Origin of the sequence: Streptomyces sp. SLBN-118, assembly GCF_006715635.1 — a bacterium.
Classification (GTDB): domain Bacteria; phylum Actinomycetota; class Actinomycetes; order Streptomycetales; family Streptomycetaceae; genus Streptomyces.
Map to the genome: position 1 here is coordinate 416,583 of NZ_VFNP01000002.1, position 14,533 is coordinate 431,115.

15 protein-coding genes and 1 pseudogene are annotated in these 14,533 nt (G+C 67.7%); 8 read left to right on the forward strand and 8 right to left on the reverse strand.

Going from position 1 to position 14,533, the window contains the following annotated elements; all coding sequences use genetic code 11:
* Window positions 1–107: 107 nt before the first annotated feature.
* Window positions 108–320 carry a CsbD family protein gene (locus FBY35_RS20455; protein WP_142215455.1) on the reverse strand — a complete coding sequence of 71 codons (213 nt, stop codon included), beginning with the start codon at window positions 318–320 and terminating at the stop codon, window positions 108–110.
* Window positions 321–626: 306 nt separating this feature from the next.
* Here FBY35_RS20455 and FBY35_RS20460 point away from each other — a divergent pair, with 306 nt between their 5' ends.
* From FBY35_RS20460 to FBY35_RS20475, 4 genes are all read left to right on the forward strand, one after another.
* Window positions 627–1,331, forward strand: coding sequence for a UdgX family uracil-DNA binding protein (locus FBY35_RS20460; RefSeq protein WP_142215456.1), 705 nt, complete (start codon window positions 627–629; stop codon window positions 1,329–1,331).
* Window positions 1,328–1,696: a low affinity iron permease family protein gene (locus tag FBY35_RS20465; protein ID WP_142215457.1), complete on the forward strand. Its 369-nt coding sequence runs from the start codon at window positions 1,328–1,330 to the stop codon at window positions 1,694–1,696. Before FBY35_RS20460 ends, FBY35_RS20465 begins: the two co-directional genes overlap by 4 nt.
* 193 nt (window positions 1,697–1,889) lie before the next feature.
* Window positions 1,890–3,605, forward strand: a complete 1,716-nt coding sequence (ctaD, locus tag FBY35_RS20470; RefSeq protein WP_142215458.1) for a cytochrome c oxidase subunit I — start codon at window positions 1,890–1,892, stop codon at window positions 3,603–3,605.
* Window positions 3,602–3,991 carry a cytochrome c oxidase subunit 4 gene (locus FBY35_RS20475; protein ID WP_142215459.1) on the forward strand — a complete coding sequence of 130 codons (390 nt, stop codon included), beginning with the start codon at window positions 3,602–3,604 and terminating at the stop codon, window positions 3,989–3,991. The genes ctaD and FBY35_RS20475 overlap by 4 nt, the downstream gene beginning before the upstream one ends.
* 31 nt (window positions 3,992–4,022) lie before the next feature.
* Here the strand turns inward: FBY35_RS20475 and FBY35_RS20480 are convergent, their stop codons facing one another.
* Entirely contained in the window at window positions 4,023–5,660 is a 1,638-nt protein-coding gene (locus tag FBY35_RS20480; protein ID WP_142215460.1) for a ubiquinol-cytochrome c reductase cytochrome b subunit, read from the reverse strand.
* A gap of 450 nt (window positions 5,661–6,110) precedes the next feature.
* Between FBY35_RS20480 and FBY35_RS20485 the strand changes: the two genes are divergently transcribed.
* Window positions 6,111–6,527, forward strand: a complete 417-nt coding sequence (locus tag FBY35_RS20485) for a VOC family protein (RefSeq protein ID WP_142215461.1) — start codon at window positions 6,111–6,113, stop codon at window positions 6,525–6,527.
* Between the two features lie 151 nt (window positions 6,528–6,678).
* On the opposite strand, the gene FBY35_RS20490 is transcribed toward FBY35_RS20485, so the two are convergent.
* Window positions 6,679–7,014 (reverse strand): hypothetical protein, encoded by a 336-nt coding sequence (locus FBY35_RS20490; RefSeq protein WP_142215462.1) that lies wholly within the window; start codon window positions 7,012–7,014, stop codon window positions 6,679–6,681.
* 419 nt (window positions 7,015–7,433) lie between these two features.
* Here FBY35_RS20490 and FBY35_RS36485 point away from each other — a divergent pair, with 419 nt between their 5' ends.
* Complete coding sequence (locus tag FBY35_RS36485) at window positions 7,434–8,081, forward strand: DUF6300 family protein (RefSeq protein ID WP_186357024.1); 648 nt, start codon at window positions 7,434–7,436, stop codon at window positions 8,079–8,081.
* A 44-nt stretch (window positions 8,082–8,125) separates the two neighbouring features.
* On the opposite strand, the gene FBY35_RS20500 is transcribed toward FBY35_RS36485, so the two are convergent.
* Window positions 8,126–8,860, reverse strand: coding sequence for a YoaK family protein (locus FBY35_RS20500; RefSeq protein WP_142215463.1), 735 nt, complete (start codon window positions 8,858–8,860; stop codon window positions 8,126–8,128).
* Window positions 8,861–9,059: 199 nt separating this feature from the next.
* On the opposite strand from FBY35_RS20500, the gene FBY35_RS20505 reads away from it, so the two are divergent.
* Window positions 9,060–9,680, forward strand: a complete 621-nt coding sequence (locus tag FBY35_RS20505; RefSeq protein ID WP_142215464.1) for an L-threonylcarbamoyladenylate synthase — start codon at window positions 9,060–9,062, stop codon at window positions 9,678–9,680.
* Between the two features lie 221 nt (window positions 9,681–9,901).
* Here FBY35_RS20505 and FBY35_RS20510 read toward each other — a convergent pair whose 3' ends face one another.
* The 4 genes and pseudogenes from FBY35_RS20510 to FBY35_RS20525 form a co-directional block, all read right to left on the reverse strand.
* Window positions 9,902–11,833: an NAD(P)-binding protein gene (locus tag FBY35_RS20510; RefSeq protein ID WP_142218078.1), complete on the reverse strand. Its 1,932-nt coding sequence runs from the start codon at window positions 11,831–11,833 to the stop codon at window positions 9,902–9,904.
* Between the two features lie 262 nt (window positions 11,834–12,095).
* Window positions 12,096–12,548 (reverse strand): hypothetical protein, encoded by a 453-nt coding sequence (locus FBY35_RS20515; protein ID WP_142215465.1) that lies wholly within the window; start codon window positions 12,546–12,548, stop codon window positions 12,096–12,098.
* A gap of 241 nt (window positions 12,549–12,789) precedes the next feature.
* Entirely contained in the window at window positions 12,790–12,939 is a 150-nt protein-coding gene (locus tag FBY35_RS20520; RefSeq protein WP_160159306.1) for a hypothetical protein, read from the reverse strand.
* Window positions 12,940–12,962: 23 nt separating this feature from the next.
* A pseudogene (locus tag FBY35_RS20525) lies at window positions 12,963–13,793 on the reverse strand (GTP-binding protein); the annotation flags it as partial.
* Window positions 13,794–14,299: 506 nt separating this feature from the next.
* On the opposite strand from FBY35_RS20525, the gene FBY35_RS20530 reads away from it, so the two are divergent.
* Window positions 14,300–14,491, forward strand: a complete 192-nt coding sequence (locus FBY35_RS20530; RefSeq protein WP_142215467.1) for a DUF6381 family protein — start codon at window positions 14,300–14,302, stop codon at window positions 14,489–14,491.
* The last annotated feature ends 42 nt before the right edge of the window (window positions 14,492–14,533 follow it).

Consider the following 14,533-nt stretch of genomic DNA (forward strand, 5'->3'; position numbering starts at 1 on the left):
CCGGACGCGCCGCCTTACGTCCTGAGCAGGGAAAGTGCCCGCAAAGCGCCCCCGGACGGGGGATTCAATTCCATCCGAGGCCAGTGGCATCACGCAGTCACGACCCCTCACTTGTGCCTGCGCATCTTCCCCTTGAATTCCTCCGCCGTACCCTTGACCTTGTCTGCCATCTCCCCCACGGCCCGGCGCGCCTTCCCCTCGATACGGTCGCCCGTCCCCTTCACGCGCAGGTCGTCCCGCCCCGTTGCTCGCCCGAACTTTTGCTTGGCCTTGCCCACTGTCTCCTGGGCCCTGCCGCGAATTCTCTTAGCCTCAGCCACGCGGATCAGCTCCTCGACCGAGTAACGGTCCTTTCCGTTACCTTGTGCGACTACCTCGATCGGGACGTGGCAAACGTCATTCACGAGCGGCGCTGACGCCTTCCCGCGCGCCGGAGGCAAGGGCCGGGACGGTTTCCCGGCAATCGTGCGGGTAACCGCTGAGCGTCGGTTTGCGGCGCACCCCGGGCGGGCGCACGGTGAACAGGGCACCGAGGCTCCCTGCCGCATCGGGGAGGACAGCCGTCCTGATGATCAAAGGCGAGGAGAAGCGTCGCACCGCAGCGGGCGGGACGAGAGGCGGTAGCCATGGACAGAGCACCTGCCGAGCGAGGCGAGCGGGACTACGACGCCACGCCCTTCCTGCCCGGCGGACGCGCGGGCTTGCCAGGTCTTCGGAGAGCTGCGGCCGACTGCCGTGGATGCCCCCTCTACCAGAACGCGACACAAACAGTCTTCGGCGAGGGCGATGTCTCCGCGCGCGTGCTTCTGCTCGGGGAGCAGCCCGGAGACCAGGAGGACCGGCAGGGCAGGCCGTTCGTCGGCCCGGCGGGCAAGGTTCTTGCCAGGGCCCTCGCGGATGCGGGCATCGACCCCGGAGAGGCGTACACCACCAATACGGTCAAGCACTTCAAGTTCACGCTCCCCGAAGGCCGTAAACGCCGCATCCACAAAGCCCCGGACCTGCGGGAGATGACGGCATGCCGGCCATGGCTCCTCGCAGAACTGCGGGTTGTGGCACCGGAGTTGGTCGTGGCACTCGGCTCGACCGCGGGCAAGGCACTGCTCGGATCGACGTTCCGGGTGACCCAGCAGCGGGGCGCACTGCTGCCGTGGCCCACCCTTGACGAGCACGGTGAGGCCGACGAGGGGATTCGAGGCCTGGTGGCCACGATCCATCCTTCCGCCGTGCTGCGCGCCGACGACCGAGAGTCGGTCTACCAGGGCCTCGTCTCGGATCTGCGCGTCGTTGCGGAGGTTCTGGACGGCCGGGGAGGTACCCAGGTCTTATGACATTTCAACATCCTGCCGATCGCGGAGGCCGGGGGCGGGGGCGATTCGAACGGCTGGCCGAGGCCGTTTCGAGGTTCACCAGCTCCCCGGCATTCTTCCTGTTCTGTCTGGCCCTCGTCGCCGGTGTTACGGCTGTGCACACCGCCGGGCTTGACCTGGGATGGCAACTGTTCGCCCACGGTTGGATGACGGCGGTGACGCTCCTCCTCGTGGCCCTGCTGAAGAACTCGGAGCTGCGGGCCGAGCGCGCGATCCAGCGGAAGCTGGACGCCATCGCGGCGGCCCTGCTCGAACAGCAAGAGGGCAAGCGCGGAAAGGCACACGCCGACCTTGAGGCCGCGATCCGGATGGAGGAGGAGACCTGAGCGCCCCTTCGCACAGGCGGGATGGGAAGGCCGCACGCCCCGATCCCCACCCCCGACGCAGCTCATGCCCTCCACGCCGGTGAACTGACGAAATTCGAGGCTTCCCCGCCAGTCGCACACGCCATCCATGATGCAAGGCTCCACCATCAATTCCGAAGCCGGAATGTGCTGTATCAGGGCGGACGGGGAAACGATGTCGCAGGACCAGCAGGAAGCCATCTCGACCGAGGCGGCAGTCAGTAATCGGCGGATCAGTGCCGGCGTCCGGCTGTTGGGCTGGCTGACGACCACGGACCACAAGGTCATCGGCAATCTCTATATGGTCACCGCTTTCGGCTTCTTTCTGCTGGCCGGGCTGCTGGCGATGCTGATGCGCGCGGAACTGGCCCGCCCCGGTCTGCAGATCGTCAGCGCCGATCAGTACAACCAGCTGTTCACCGTGCACGGCACCATCATGATGCTGTTGTTCGCGACGCCGATGTTCGCGGGGTTCGCGAACGCCGTGATGCCGCTGCAGATCGGCTCACCCGACGTCGCTTTTCCCCGTCTCAACGCGCTCACGTACTGGCTCTTCCTGTTCGGCGGACTGATCATCGTGTCGGGATTCATCGTCCCGGGCGGCGCAGCAGCCTTCGGGTGGTTCGCCTATGCCCCCCTGAACAGCGCCGTGTTCTCACCGGGCGCCGGCGGTGACCTGTGGACGATGGGCCTGGTTCTCTCCGGGATCAGCACGACGCTGGGAGCGGTGAACTTCGTCGCGACCATCGTCTGTCTGCGCGCTCCCGGGATGACGATGTTCCGGATGCCGATCTTCACATGGAACGTACTCTTCACATCAATTCTGGCATTGCAGGCTTTCCCGGTGCTCGCTGCCGCACTGCTCGCGCTCGAAGCAGACAGGAAGTTCGGGACCCATATCTACGATTCCGCCAACGGCGGCGCGCTGCTGTGGCAGCACCTGTTCTGGTTCTTCGGCCACCCAGAGGTCTACATCGTCGCCCTGCCGTTCTTCGGGGTGGTGAGCGAGATCATTCCGGTGTTCAGCCGGAAACCGATGTTCGGATACGTCGGCATGGTCGGTGCCACAATCGCCATCACCATGCTTTCGGCGGTCGTGTGGGCCCACCACATGTTCGCCACGGGAGCGGTTCTGCTGCCGTTCTTCTCGGCCATGTCGTTCATCATCGCCGTGCCCACAGGAGTCAAGTTCTTCAACTGGATCGGCACGATGTGGCGCGGAAGCGTCTCGTTCGAGACTCCCATGCTGTGGTCGCTGGGATTCCTCGTCACCTTCCTGCTCGGCGGCCTCAGTGGTGTGCTGATCGCCTCTCCCCCGCTGGACTTCCAACTCACCGACTCGTACTTCATCGTGGCCCACCTCCATTACGTGCTCTTCGGAACGGTGGTCTTCGCGATGTTTGCCGGTTTCTATTTCTGGTGGCCCAAGTGGACCGGACGGATGCTCGACGAACGCCTCGGGCGAATTCACTTCTGGACTCTGTTCGTCGGCTTCCAGACCACATTCCTCGTCCAGCACTGGCTGGGAGAGAGCGGAATGCCGCGACGTTACGCCGACTACCTTGCGGCGGACGGCTTCACCCTCCTCAACACGATCTCCTCGATCGGCTCGTTTCTGCTGGGCCTGTCGACGTTTCCCTTCCTGTTCAACGTGTGGCGCACCACTCGCCACGCGCCGAAGGTCGAGGTGGATGACCCCTGGGGGTTCGGTAGGTCGATGGAGTGGGCGACCTCATGTCCACCACCGCGCCACAACTTCACGGCTCTGCCGCGCGTACGCTCCGATTCCCCGGCATTCGACATCAACCACCCCGCTGCAACGGTAGGACCACCGATCCGCAGAGATGGCACCACACCGACGCGGGACGCGTGGGGGGACACGAGCGCATGAAGACCGAGGCCATCCTCTTCGCCGGGGTCGCGGCGTTCTTTCTCGTAACCGATGTTCTGTACGCCGCGTGGTCCAAGGATCCCGCCGGCACGGCTGCGCTCACCGTCGCTTTCCTCATGGCACTTCTCGTGTCGTTCGTCTTCGCCACGAACTACCGCAGGAAGGGACTGCGCCCCGAAGACCGAAACGAGGGAGAGGTACATGAGCGGGCCGGGCCGGTGGACTTCTTTCCTCCGCACAGCGCCTGGCCGGTGCTGATCGCGACCGGCGTGGCCGTAGGCGCTCTCGGAACGGTCTTTGGACTGTGGCTCTTCCTGATCGGGCTGGGCGTGGTCCTGGCGGGAGTGTGCGGAATGGTGTTCCAGTTCTCGCGGCCACCGCTCTGAGACAACCGCCGCGCAGCGAACAGCCGAAACCTCACTCCTGGCCTTCACCGAGGCGCTCAGGTGGAGCAGTCCGCTCCGCGATGGCGGACTGCTGCTCCCGCGTCGCCGGCAGATCGACACGGTCGCCGTAGTACCAGTTGCTCAGAGCCGTTCTCAGGCGCAGCCGACGCGAGAGAGGGCCTTCCGCGGGCAGCTGAAGAGGCATCGGGACCTCGCGTACCAGGAGACGATGGCGGGTGGCCTTGCTGATGCCTCGGTGCCCCTCCTGGAGTCCGCCGTAGGGAGACTGGGTCACTTGACCGGTCTCCTCCCCCTTTGTCAGCCGACCACGGTCCCGCATCTGAAGGGCGAGGCAGATGCGTTTGGTCACAGCGAATGCCACGAGCGGTGCGACCACCAGCGCGATCCGGAGAATCCAGGTCATGGCGTTGACGGAAACTCGGAAGGACAAGGCGATCACGTCGTTGCCCCCGGCCGTCAGAAGAACGGCGTAGAAGACGATGGCCGCCACGCCGAGTCCGGTGCGGGCCGGGCGGTTGCGTGGCCGATCGCACAAATGGTGTTCGCTGCGGTCGCCCGTCACCCACTTTTCGAAGAAGGGGTACAGGAACAGGAGGGTGAACACGACGCCGGGCAACGCCACTGCCGGAATGAAGACATTCCACATGATCGTGTGTCCCGCGATGTTCGTCTCCCAGGGCGGCATGAGCCGCATCGCGCCTTCCAGGAATCCGACATACCAGTCCGGCTGCGCATCACCGGAAACCTGGTCGGCGCGGTAAGGACCGTAGTTCCACACGGGGTTGATCTGAGCCAGAGCTCCCATGAGGGCCAGGACGCCGAAGATCATCAGGAAGAAGCCGGTCGTCTTCGCCGTGAACTGGGGAAACATCGGCATGCCCACGGCATTTCGGTTGGTCCTGCCCTGAGCAGCCCAGTGCGTGTGCTTGAGATACACGATCAGGATGAGGTGAGCGGTGATCAGGGCCACAAGGAGGCCAGGCACGAGCAGCACATGGACGATGTACAGGCGGGGGATGATGATGTGCCCCGGGAACTCCCCTCCGAATACGAACATCTCCAGCTCTGTGCCGACGAACGGGATGGATCCCACGATCGTGGCCGCTGTCCTGAGACCGGTGCCCGACAGCAGGTCGTCGGGCAGGGAGTAGCCCGCGAACCCTTCGAGGAGCGCGAGGACGAACAGCGATACACCAATGATCCAATTGACCTCTCTCGGCTTGCGGAAGGCCCCCGTGAACAGGATCCGCAGCATATGAACGGCGATGGCCGCAAGGAACACCAGCGCTGTCCAGTGGTGGATCTGACGGATCAGCAGGCCTCCGCGCACGGCGAAGCTGATGTTCAGGGTGGTCGTGTACGCCTGCGTCATTCTCTGGCCGTACAGGGGCTCATAGGGACCGGTGTACGTGGCCTCCACCATGCTCGGGTCGAAGAAGAGCGTGAGGTAGGTGCCGGTCAGGAGCAGTACCACAAAGGAGTACAGGGCCACTTCGCCGAGCAGGAAGGACCAGTGGTCGGGATAGGCCTTGCGCAGCAATTGCCGGGCGAGCTCGCTGAGGGGCAGCCGACCGTCCGCCGCGTCGAATCCGCGGACGGCCGCATCCTCGGCCTTGGCCTTCAATTGCGCCTTGCGCTTTTGGAGCATGCACCACTCTCCCGGCGTTCCTGTGCCACGCTTCCCGCTTGCGTTGGTACATGGGTAACACCCAGTGCACGCAATCATTCGTGTCGACGCACGGAGCCCACGGCCGGATACGTCGGTTGCCTTGGGACCGGTACGTCGCCAGAGCGCGGAAAGCAGACCTGGCGACCTGAGGGCGGCGCCCCGGACACGCGTAGCCGGGCAAATGGAGGGTACTCAGCGCGGGTCGGCCGGGTGCTTAACCCAGAAGTCCCCGCTGGATGCCCGGGAGCAGTTCGGCGTGTGGGGCGGGCTCGGCGAGAAGGAGCGCCGGGCGATATTCGGGCTCGTGGGAGGGGGCCCGCACGCCGGAAACCCGGAACCCACGGGGCAGTCGGCCTCGTATGAACACACTCACCGACGACAGCAAGAGCACACCGTGTGCGCAGAATGGCTGCGGGTAGGCGAGGGCGTATGACAGTCAAGAAGACAAGTGTCCTCGTACTGGACTGCGCCGAACCGATGGAGCTGGCGGAGTTCTATGCCGGCCTGCTCCAGGCGGAGATCCATACCGGGAGCGACGCCGACTTCCTGGAGCTCATCGGCCAGGACGGAGTTCATCTGGCCATCCGCAGGGATTACGGATACGCGCCGCCGAGCTGGCCGCGCCCGGAGGACTCCCAGCAGGCTCACCTGCGCATCCTGGTGGACCGTGGCGACATGGACGAGGCCGAACGCGAGGCGATAAGCCTGGGAGCCAGGCCCGTGGACACCAAGGACAACAGCGGCCCGCGCGACGTACGGATCTACTCCGACCCGGCCGGGCACAGCTTCTCGCTCGCAGTGTCCCCGCAGCGGCGGGCTGCTCGGCCGCGCACGAGTTCCCTGTAGGCCACGACCGTCGAAACGGATACGGGCGCAACCGGCTGAGCCACAAGTGGGCCGCCTGGGCTCCCAGCGGAACTCTGCACACGGGCGATTCCCCCGGCCGTGCCTGTCAGCGCCGCCGGGTGGACGGCGGCGCTGCCAGCACGGCCACTCGTCATCCGCGACCAGTAATCCACCGCACAACGGTGGTGAGCGTGTCGTCGTCGAGTGTGCAGAGGGCACTGATTGCGTCGAGGTCGCCGGGACGCGGTGCGATCCCTTTGGTGGTCAGGGCAGCATGCAGGTCCAGACGATGCCGGTCCGAGGCCGGAAGAACGTACGGAAACCGCTGCACGGGATCCGGAGAGGGCAGGACGTGGTCGCGGGCCGCATCAACCTCTCCCGCAGCGGCCTCCTCCAAGTCGTATGTCTGCGTAGCGGGGAAGCGATAGGCATCAAGCGCCCACTGCGGCGTCGTGAAGGGACGGGCAGCAGCGTGTGTGGCGTTCATGGGGACCTCCCGGATGTAGTTCTCTCACCGGCAGGAGTCCCGCTTGCCGTTGCCCAGTTGCAGGCGAGGCCACCTACCACCCGAATGCCGCAATTGCGCCATTCCAGTGCCCACGGTCTTGGGGCCCTGGGCACCGGCAGCAGAGGGCGGTCACTATGGCAGGGCTCCCCCACCGGCAGCAGCGGCTCGCCCAAGCGCGCTGCTGGGTTTCAGGGTCAGCGCCTGGCTGGCGGATACGGTCCGGGCGTCGTACGACATTTCCGGGCAGATCATGGTGCGACGGGCATGAGCTTGGCAGACCGAAGCCGGAACACGGTGTGCGGGCTTCGACTTCCCGCCGCAGCAGAATGCGGCGAGGAGGTTGACGCTGCAGATCACGCGGGCTTTGGTAGGCGCAGGTGACAGCAAGGAGGCTGGGCGTGACCCAAGTGGAACTCGCAGAGAGGTTGCCGTCGTGTTCACGATGCGGCGGGCCGCTGATCACCAGCGCCGTCATGCCGCAGGAAGACGCGGACGGCTTTCCGATCCACCTGGAACTGTGCTCTTCCTGCGATACCGAGAAACCGGCCGCCGGCGCACTGCTGCGCTGGTTCGCCACCGGAGGCGGGCACGACATGTCACGCGTTCAGGAAGGCGCGGACCTGCTGATGGATTGGACCAAGGAGGGCATGGCCGAACACGGCTGGTGCTGGTCCGCGTACCAGGCGGACGAGGCGACGGGCGAGCCGGACCGCCCCGCTCCGCATGAGACGAACCTCCAGGTACTGATGACCCAGGACATCCCCGGCAACATCGCTGACGTCGAACGCCTCCAGGAGATCCGCGACACCCTTCGCGCCCAGCTCGCCACCGCGACTGCGGAGGAACGCGCACGGCTTCAGGAGGTCATCCGGCACTTCGGCGAAGCCACCGCAGAGGGTCTGGCCGCGCAGGACCCGACGGCCGCGGAACTGCGTGACGAGGTCCCCCAGCGACCGGACCCATTGAGCCCAGAGGCTGAGCGAGGCCTGACGGACCTGTTCCGGCATCTCACGGAGGAGCCGCCACGACCCGACACAGACGGCTGAATCGAGCGAGGTCGAGCGCCGACGGCCCTGCGCGAAGGCGGAACTCACAGCGGAACAGTCCAGGCGGCGTTGGACCGGGTCATCGCGAACGCGGCCACCGTGCCCACCGCGAGCAGCACGGAGGCGAGCAGCAGAGGCAGGGCTGGGTCGCCGTGCAGGATGGCGGCGGCGCCGACGAGGGCACCGCAGAACATGGCGACCACCGCGAGCACACGCCGCCCGGCCCTGCCGCCCTCGCCCCCGGCGGCGCGGCTGTCGGAAGCGATGCCGGTGATGGTCTGGGTCAGTACGGTCGTGGTCAGGTCGGGGACCGCGAGAGCACGAGCGGCGGCGGTCTGGACGCCCATGCCGAGCCCGAGGAGGGTGATCAGCCCGTACCGGACGGTCCCGGTGTCGGGGGTGGCGTCGGTCTGGGCGATGACGTAGGCCGACAGAACCAGCCCGGTCTCGAGCACGAGCGCCAGATGCAGGACCCGCCCGCGGTGAGCACGAGCCCGGTGTGCGACACGGCCGCCCAGCAGGGCCCCGACGGCGAACGCAGCGAGGGCCGCCAGCGAGGCCGCCGGGGAGAATCCCGCAGCGCCGGCGACGGCGAAACCGGAGAAGACGACGTTGCCGGTCATGTTGGCGACGAAGACGTGCCCCAGCAGCAGAAAGCTGACGGCGTCCACCAGTCCGGTCACCACCGTCAGCACGAGCATCATCGGCGGGAGCGGTCCGTGCCGGTCCCTCATGTCGGGGACCACGGTGGTCCATGCGTCCTGCAATGCGGCAAGCATGACGGCGCTCCGATTCGCGAGGTCCGGGAGGCCGTGTCCGCCCGGCTGTCTCCTCCAGATTCCGACCGACTCGGCGTTCTGTGCTGTCGACACACCCGCAGGCGCTTGCCGGCGCCGATACGGCCACCGCGGGCCGCCCACGCGGCCGCCCGGCACCCAGTCGGCGCTCGTGTACGGGACAGGCGTCTAGACTCGGCGGATGGCGAAGTACTTCGACGTGCACCCCGACAATCCTCAGAGGCGCACCATCAGCAGTGTGGCTGACAGCATCCGGTCCGGCGCGCTCGTCGCATACCCGACGGACTCCTGCTACGCCCTGGGATGCCAGCTGGGCAGTCGTGACGGCATCAGCCGGATCCGGTCGATCCGGAACCTCGACGATCGTCACCACTTCACCTTGGTGTGCCAGAACTTTGCGCAGCTGGGACAGTTCGTGCATGTCGACAACGACGTGTTCCGCGCGATCAAGGCGGCCACGCCTGGCAGTTACACCTTCATCCTGCCCGCGACGAAGGAGGTGCCGCGCCAGCTGCTGCACCCGAAGAAGAAGACGGTCGGGGTGCGGATTCCCGACCATGCCGTTGCCCAGGCCCTGCTCGCCGAACTCGGTGAGCCCCTGCTCTCCAGCACTCTGCTCCTGCCCGACGAGGACGAGCCGATGACCCAGGGCTGGGAGATCAAGGAACGCCTCGACCATGTGGTGGACGCCGTGGTCGACTCGGGCGACTGCGGCACCGAGCCGACCACCGTCATCGACTTCTCCGGCGGCGAACTCGAGATCGTACGCCGAGGGGCAGGCGACACCGCGCGCTTCGAATAGCGCGGGCGAGCGGAAAACATGGCAGTGCCCCGCGGCCCCGCTCAGCCGGTCCGCCGCACCGCGGACAGCCGCGACGGCCGCCTCCACACGGACCCGGGTCCGCCGCGCCTGTGCCAGTCCCCGCTGCGCCGGGTGGCCACACAGCCCTACCCGGCGGTACGCGAACTCCGCGCCGCCACGAAAGCCCGCCTCCTGGGCTGTCCCGACGGATCTCACGGCGCTCAGGCCGAATGCGGGCCGGGGCGGGATCCGGTTCGCCGTCCGAGGAGTTCGGCCAGCCCCCGGCGGGTGGCGGCGACGACGACACGGTCCTCGGGCCGCAGGACGTACCCGGGGTGGAGGTCCCACAGCAGCCGGGCGCCGGTGCGGTCGCCCCCGTACGGACGGGAAGCGGCAAGGTCCGGCCGACGCTCCGCGGGCTCCGCCGTGTCCAGAGCGATCACCCGCCACGCACCCGCCCTGAACGCCTCGGCCACGGTACGGCCCTCGAACTGCGGATGCCCGGCGACATCGAGCGCCGCGAACAGCAGCACCTTACGCTCCACCGGGATGGCGCCGAGTATCTGACGGCCCATCATCGCACCGGCGAAAGCGGGGGCCGCGAGCGTCGACACACTGCGGCTGCGGGTGAGCGCGTCGGGGTGGGCGGCGCGCAGGGTGCGATAGACGGCGGTGGCGAAGTCGTCCTCGTACAGCCGCAGCGCGACCCGCAGATCCGGCTTGACGGTACGGGCGTACAGCGCCGCTTCGAGGTTCGTCGTGTCGGCGCTGGTCAGCGCCAGCAGCGCATGGGCCCGGTGGATCTTGGCAGCTTCCAGCACGCCCTCGTGGGTGACGTCGCCCAGCACCACGGGCACGCGCAGCCGGCGCGCGAGCGGGATGCCCCGCGCCGCCGGATCCTCCTCCACGCACACCACGGGGATGCCGAGTTCACGCAGCCGGGCCAGCACGCGCGTACCGACCTTGCCGAGGCCGAGCAGCACGACGTGCCCGGACAGTCCACGCGGCGGGCGCAGCAGCCCCGCTGCTCCGCGGAACGCGCCGAGGGCCTCCAGTGATCCGGCGACCAGGACCGGCAGCAGCGCAAGACCCACCAGTCCGGACAGGAGCTGGAGCACCTGACGGGCGGCGGGTTCACCGACGGCCGGGTCCCCGATCGCGAACAGATCGAGGAGCGTGAGGTACGCGGCGTGCAGGGGGTGGTCGCCGGTCGTGAGCCAGGACGCCACGGCAAGACCAACCACGGCCGCGGCGACACCGGCGAGCGCCCAGCGCAGCCGCCGCGAGAAGATCTCTCCGAGCGGGGCGCCCCGGCCGGCCAGACGACCGGACGGCACCGGCAGCCCGGCGTACGAGATCGTCTCCAGCACGACGGTCCCCCGCCCGGTGGCGGCCGCGACCGTGGCGTCGTCGGGCAGCAGACTCGGACCCTGAGGGCCGCTGCTGTCCGAACCCTCCGCGCCCGCAGGGTCGTTGGTGGTGGACGACAGCAGGGCGAGCGTGCACAAGCCGGGATCGGGTGCCTCGCCGCGCCCCGGCGGGGTGCGCTCCGCGGCACGCAGCAGCAGCCCGTCGGCCTGCACGACCTTGCTCGTACCGGCCACCGCGGTCGCCGCCAGTGCGGGCGCTGCCGTGTCCGCGTCGGACAGAACGGTGGTGGAGGCGTCCAGCGCAGCCGCGTTCAGGCCCGGCACGGCGAGGACGGCCGCCTGGTCGAGCAGGCCCTCCAAGTACTGGCCCAGTTTGCGGTTGTAGAGGCGGATCACCAGCCGCAGCCGGGGGTTGAGCCGCCGTGCGGCCAGCGCTGCCCGGATGTTCATCTCGTCGTCGTCATACACGAGGGCCAGAGCAGCGGCCCGCTCCACACCGGCCTGACGCAGTGCCTCCTCCGACGGCTCGGCGGCCTCCATCTCCCTTACCGGAAGGAGGAATTCGCCACTGGAGCCGACCTCGTCGGCACCACCCGGCCGGTTCATCGCAGCGGACACACGCCCGAACAGCGCGGAAGTCCGGATACGGTTCGGCGCCACGGCAGGCTGCCCACCTGTCGAGGAGCGGGCGGGCGGCACGACGAGCGTCACCCGTTCCCCGTAGACGTCGTGCAGTTCGGAGGCGAGACGGGCAGCCAGCGCGTCGTCACCGCAGACAATCATCTGCCCTGCGGGGACGCCGTGTTGAGCCTGCTGAGGAAAGAGTGAGGACACATCCCCAAGCCTCTCCTGCCGGCCCGGCGAGGTCGAAACCGGGGTATCGGGCCTGCTGCCTGACAACGGGCGAGCCGTCGGGCGTCGCAAAAAACAACCCTGTCCGGTCCGGGTAAGGACCTGCCACCCCACCGCGACCTCGCTGGGGTCGAAGTCGCGTGCGGGAATGGGCATCAACACAGTCGCATGGTTGCCTCCTTCCTGTACGCGCTCACGGGTGGGCCCTCACCTCGTACGGACCGCTGCTCGCATCCCCCATGGTCTGTTCGACGAACTCCGCATGCTCGGCACACAGGTGGTACAGCTCGCGCCACCGGCTCTGGTGCTCCGGGTGCTCCCGCCAGCAGGCAGCGGTGCGGCACAGGAGGTTCCACCGGGAGCGGATGTCCTGGCGCAGGGTCTGCACATGGCCTGCCTGGTTCTTCTGCCCACGGGCCACATGCCCGCCCCATGCCAGCAGGCCGTCGGAGAGACCGATGCAGTCCAGTGTGACGTGGTCCATCAGCGCTGCGACGGCAAACCGTTCGTCGCTTCCCGGCGGTTGGCGCTCGATGAGCTCGGTCAGCCGCGCGGTGAGAAAGTCGCGCAGCGGCTGTACGTCCGCCTCGACCAGGTCGTCGGAGAACTCCAGCACGTCCACAGGAGCCCTGGTGGTGCCTGTCACCGGCTTGCCCTCTCTGTCAGCCACAGAGGTCGCGCACACGCGGACCGCAACGAACATCTCAGAACCGCGGTCCGCAGGGTAGACCTGCACGACCGAATCGTCCGGGCCGTTCCCATTGCCCCCGTATCCACCTTGGCCATCGTGCGGATGGCCCCGTTGCACCGTCTGCGGGTCAACTCCTCTCGACGATGAGCGCCGGTGATGGCCCCGCCCGGGATGGGCGGGGCCATACGCCCGCGTTCTAGCGCGCCGGCATCGCGTTCAACACGCCGCTCGGTACGGGGGCGTAGCCGGTGGCCCGGCTGGTGAAGGTGCCCCGGCCCTGGGTCCGGCTGCGCAACCGGGACGCGTAGCCGAACAGTTCGGCCAGGGGGACCGTCGCGGTGATCACGGCGGTTCCCGCCCGGGTGGTCGAGCCTCCAGCAGCGGCTCGATCCCACGATTGCGGTAGGCCGATCCGCACAGCACGACCACGGCGTCGCCGGCGAGTGTCAGATCCCGCAGGGCTACCGCCAGTGTCTGCGCGGTGACCGCTGACTGTGCACAGAACTCCTCCAGTGCGACCGGGTGGAGTTCCGCCACCGCCTCCTCGAGCAGCCGACGGCGCCGGCGTGCCTCGTCCTCCAAGTCCTCAGGTACGGGGCCCTCGTCGAAGGTGTCGCACCCCTCGGACCAGACCAGCGACCGCATACGCAGCAGGTCCACCACGCCGGTGAACCCGTCCTCTCGGCCGATCGGCAGCTGGACGACCAGCGGAACCGTGTGCAGCCTTGTCCTGATCGACTCGACCGCCAGGTCGAGGTCGGCACCGGTACGGTCGAGCTTGTTGACGAACGCAATCCGCGGCACCCCGTAGCGGTCGGCCTGTCGCCATACCGACTCGCTCTGGGGCTCGACCCCGGCGACGGCATCGAACACCGCGATGGCACCGTCGAGCACGCGCAGCGAGCGCTCCACCTCGTCGGCGAAGTCGACGTGACCGGGGGTGTCGATGACATTGATCCGGTGACCGTCCCAGTCACAGCTCACCGCGGCAGCGAAGATCGTGATGCCGCGATCCCGCTCCTGGGAGTCGAAGTCGGTGACCGTCGTACCGTCATGGACCTCGCCTCGCTTGTACGTTGCGCCGGTGGCATACAGGATCCGTTCGGTGACGGTGGTTTTGCCGGCGTCGACGTGGGCGAGGATGCCCAGATTACGGACGCCTGTGAGCGGATTGTCGAAGTGACGGAGTTCGGTACGCACAACTGTGGCCTTTCAGGAATGACCGACAACAAGCCAGCGCGATTTCCCGGACGGACCAGGGCCTGCATTCGGGCCGGGCACAACCCCTCAAGGCGGCGCAACGCCCCGTGATGATTACGGGGCATTGGTCCAGGCCGAACAGACAGGGGGTCAGGTGCTCGTCGCGGAGATCCGGCGTCGGCCGCGCAGCCGACGCCGGACAGACGAAGACACCAGGATCACCTCGTACCGTGACGGGGGAACAACGACAGCGGTGCGGTCACGTCACTCGTCACGACGCGCGCTGCGATGCCGTAGCGCGCGATTCCTGGTGAGTGTAAGGAACGTGATGGGTCCGGTGCACAGGCTTTTTTGCGACGGGCCCGCTGCGCGGCTGCCGGGGGTCGCCGTACCCAGAGCCTGTGGGAACTGGGCGGATCACGGTGGGTGAGCGTTCGAGATGCGCGGGTTGGAGGCCGCTGCTTCGCTGGTGTGGCCCGCTCTCCCCCGTCACCAAAGGAGTGATCATGAGCGTTGCAGACGAAACCGGCGGTCGAGCCCGGCAGATGCGCGAGAAGGCGCAGGAGTTGGAACAGGCCGCGGAGCGTGCCGCCGACCCGCAGGAGCGTCAGCGGCTGAAGGAAAAGGCCCGTCGGCTCAAGGAGCAGAGCGAGCAGCAGAGCAGCATGGCGAGCGGGGACTTCTACCCGCAGGACTGACACCGCGCACCTGTCGGCCGGTGGCTGCCCCCGCGGCCTTCC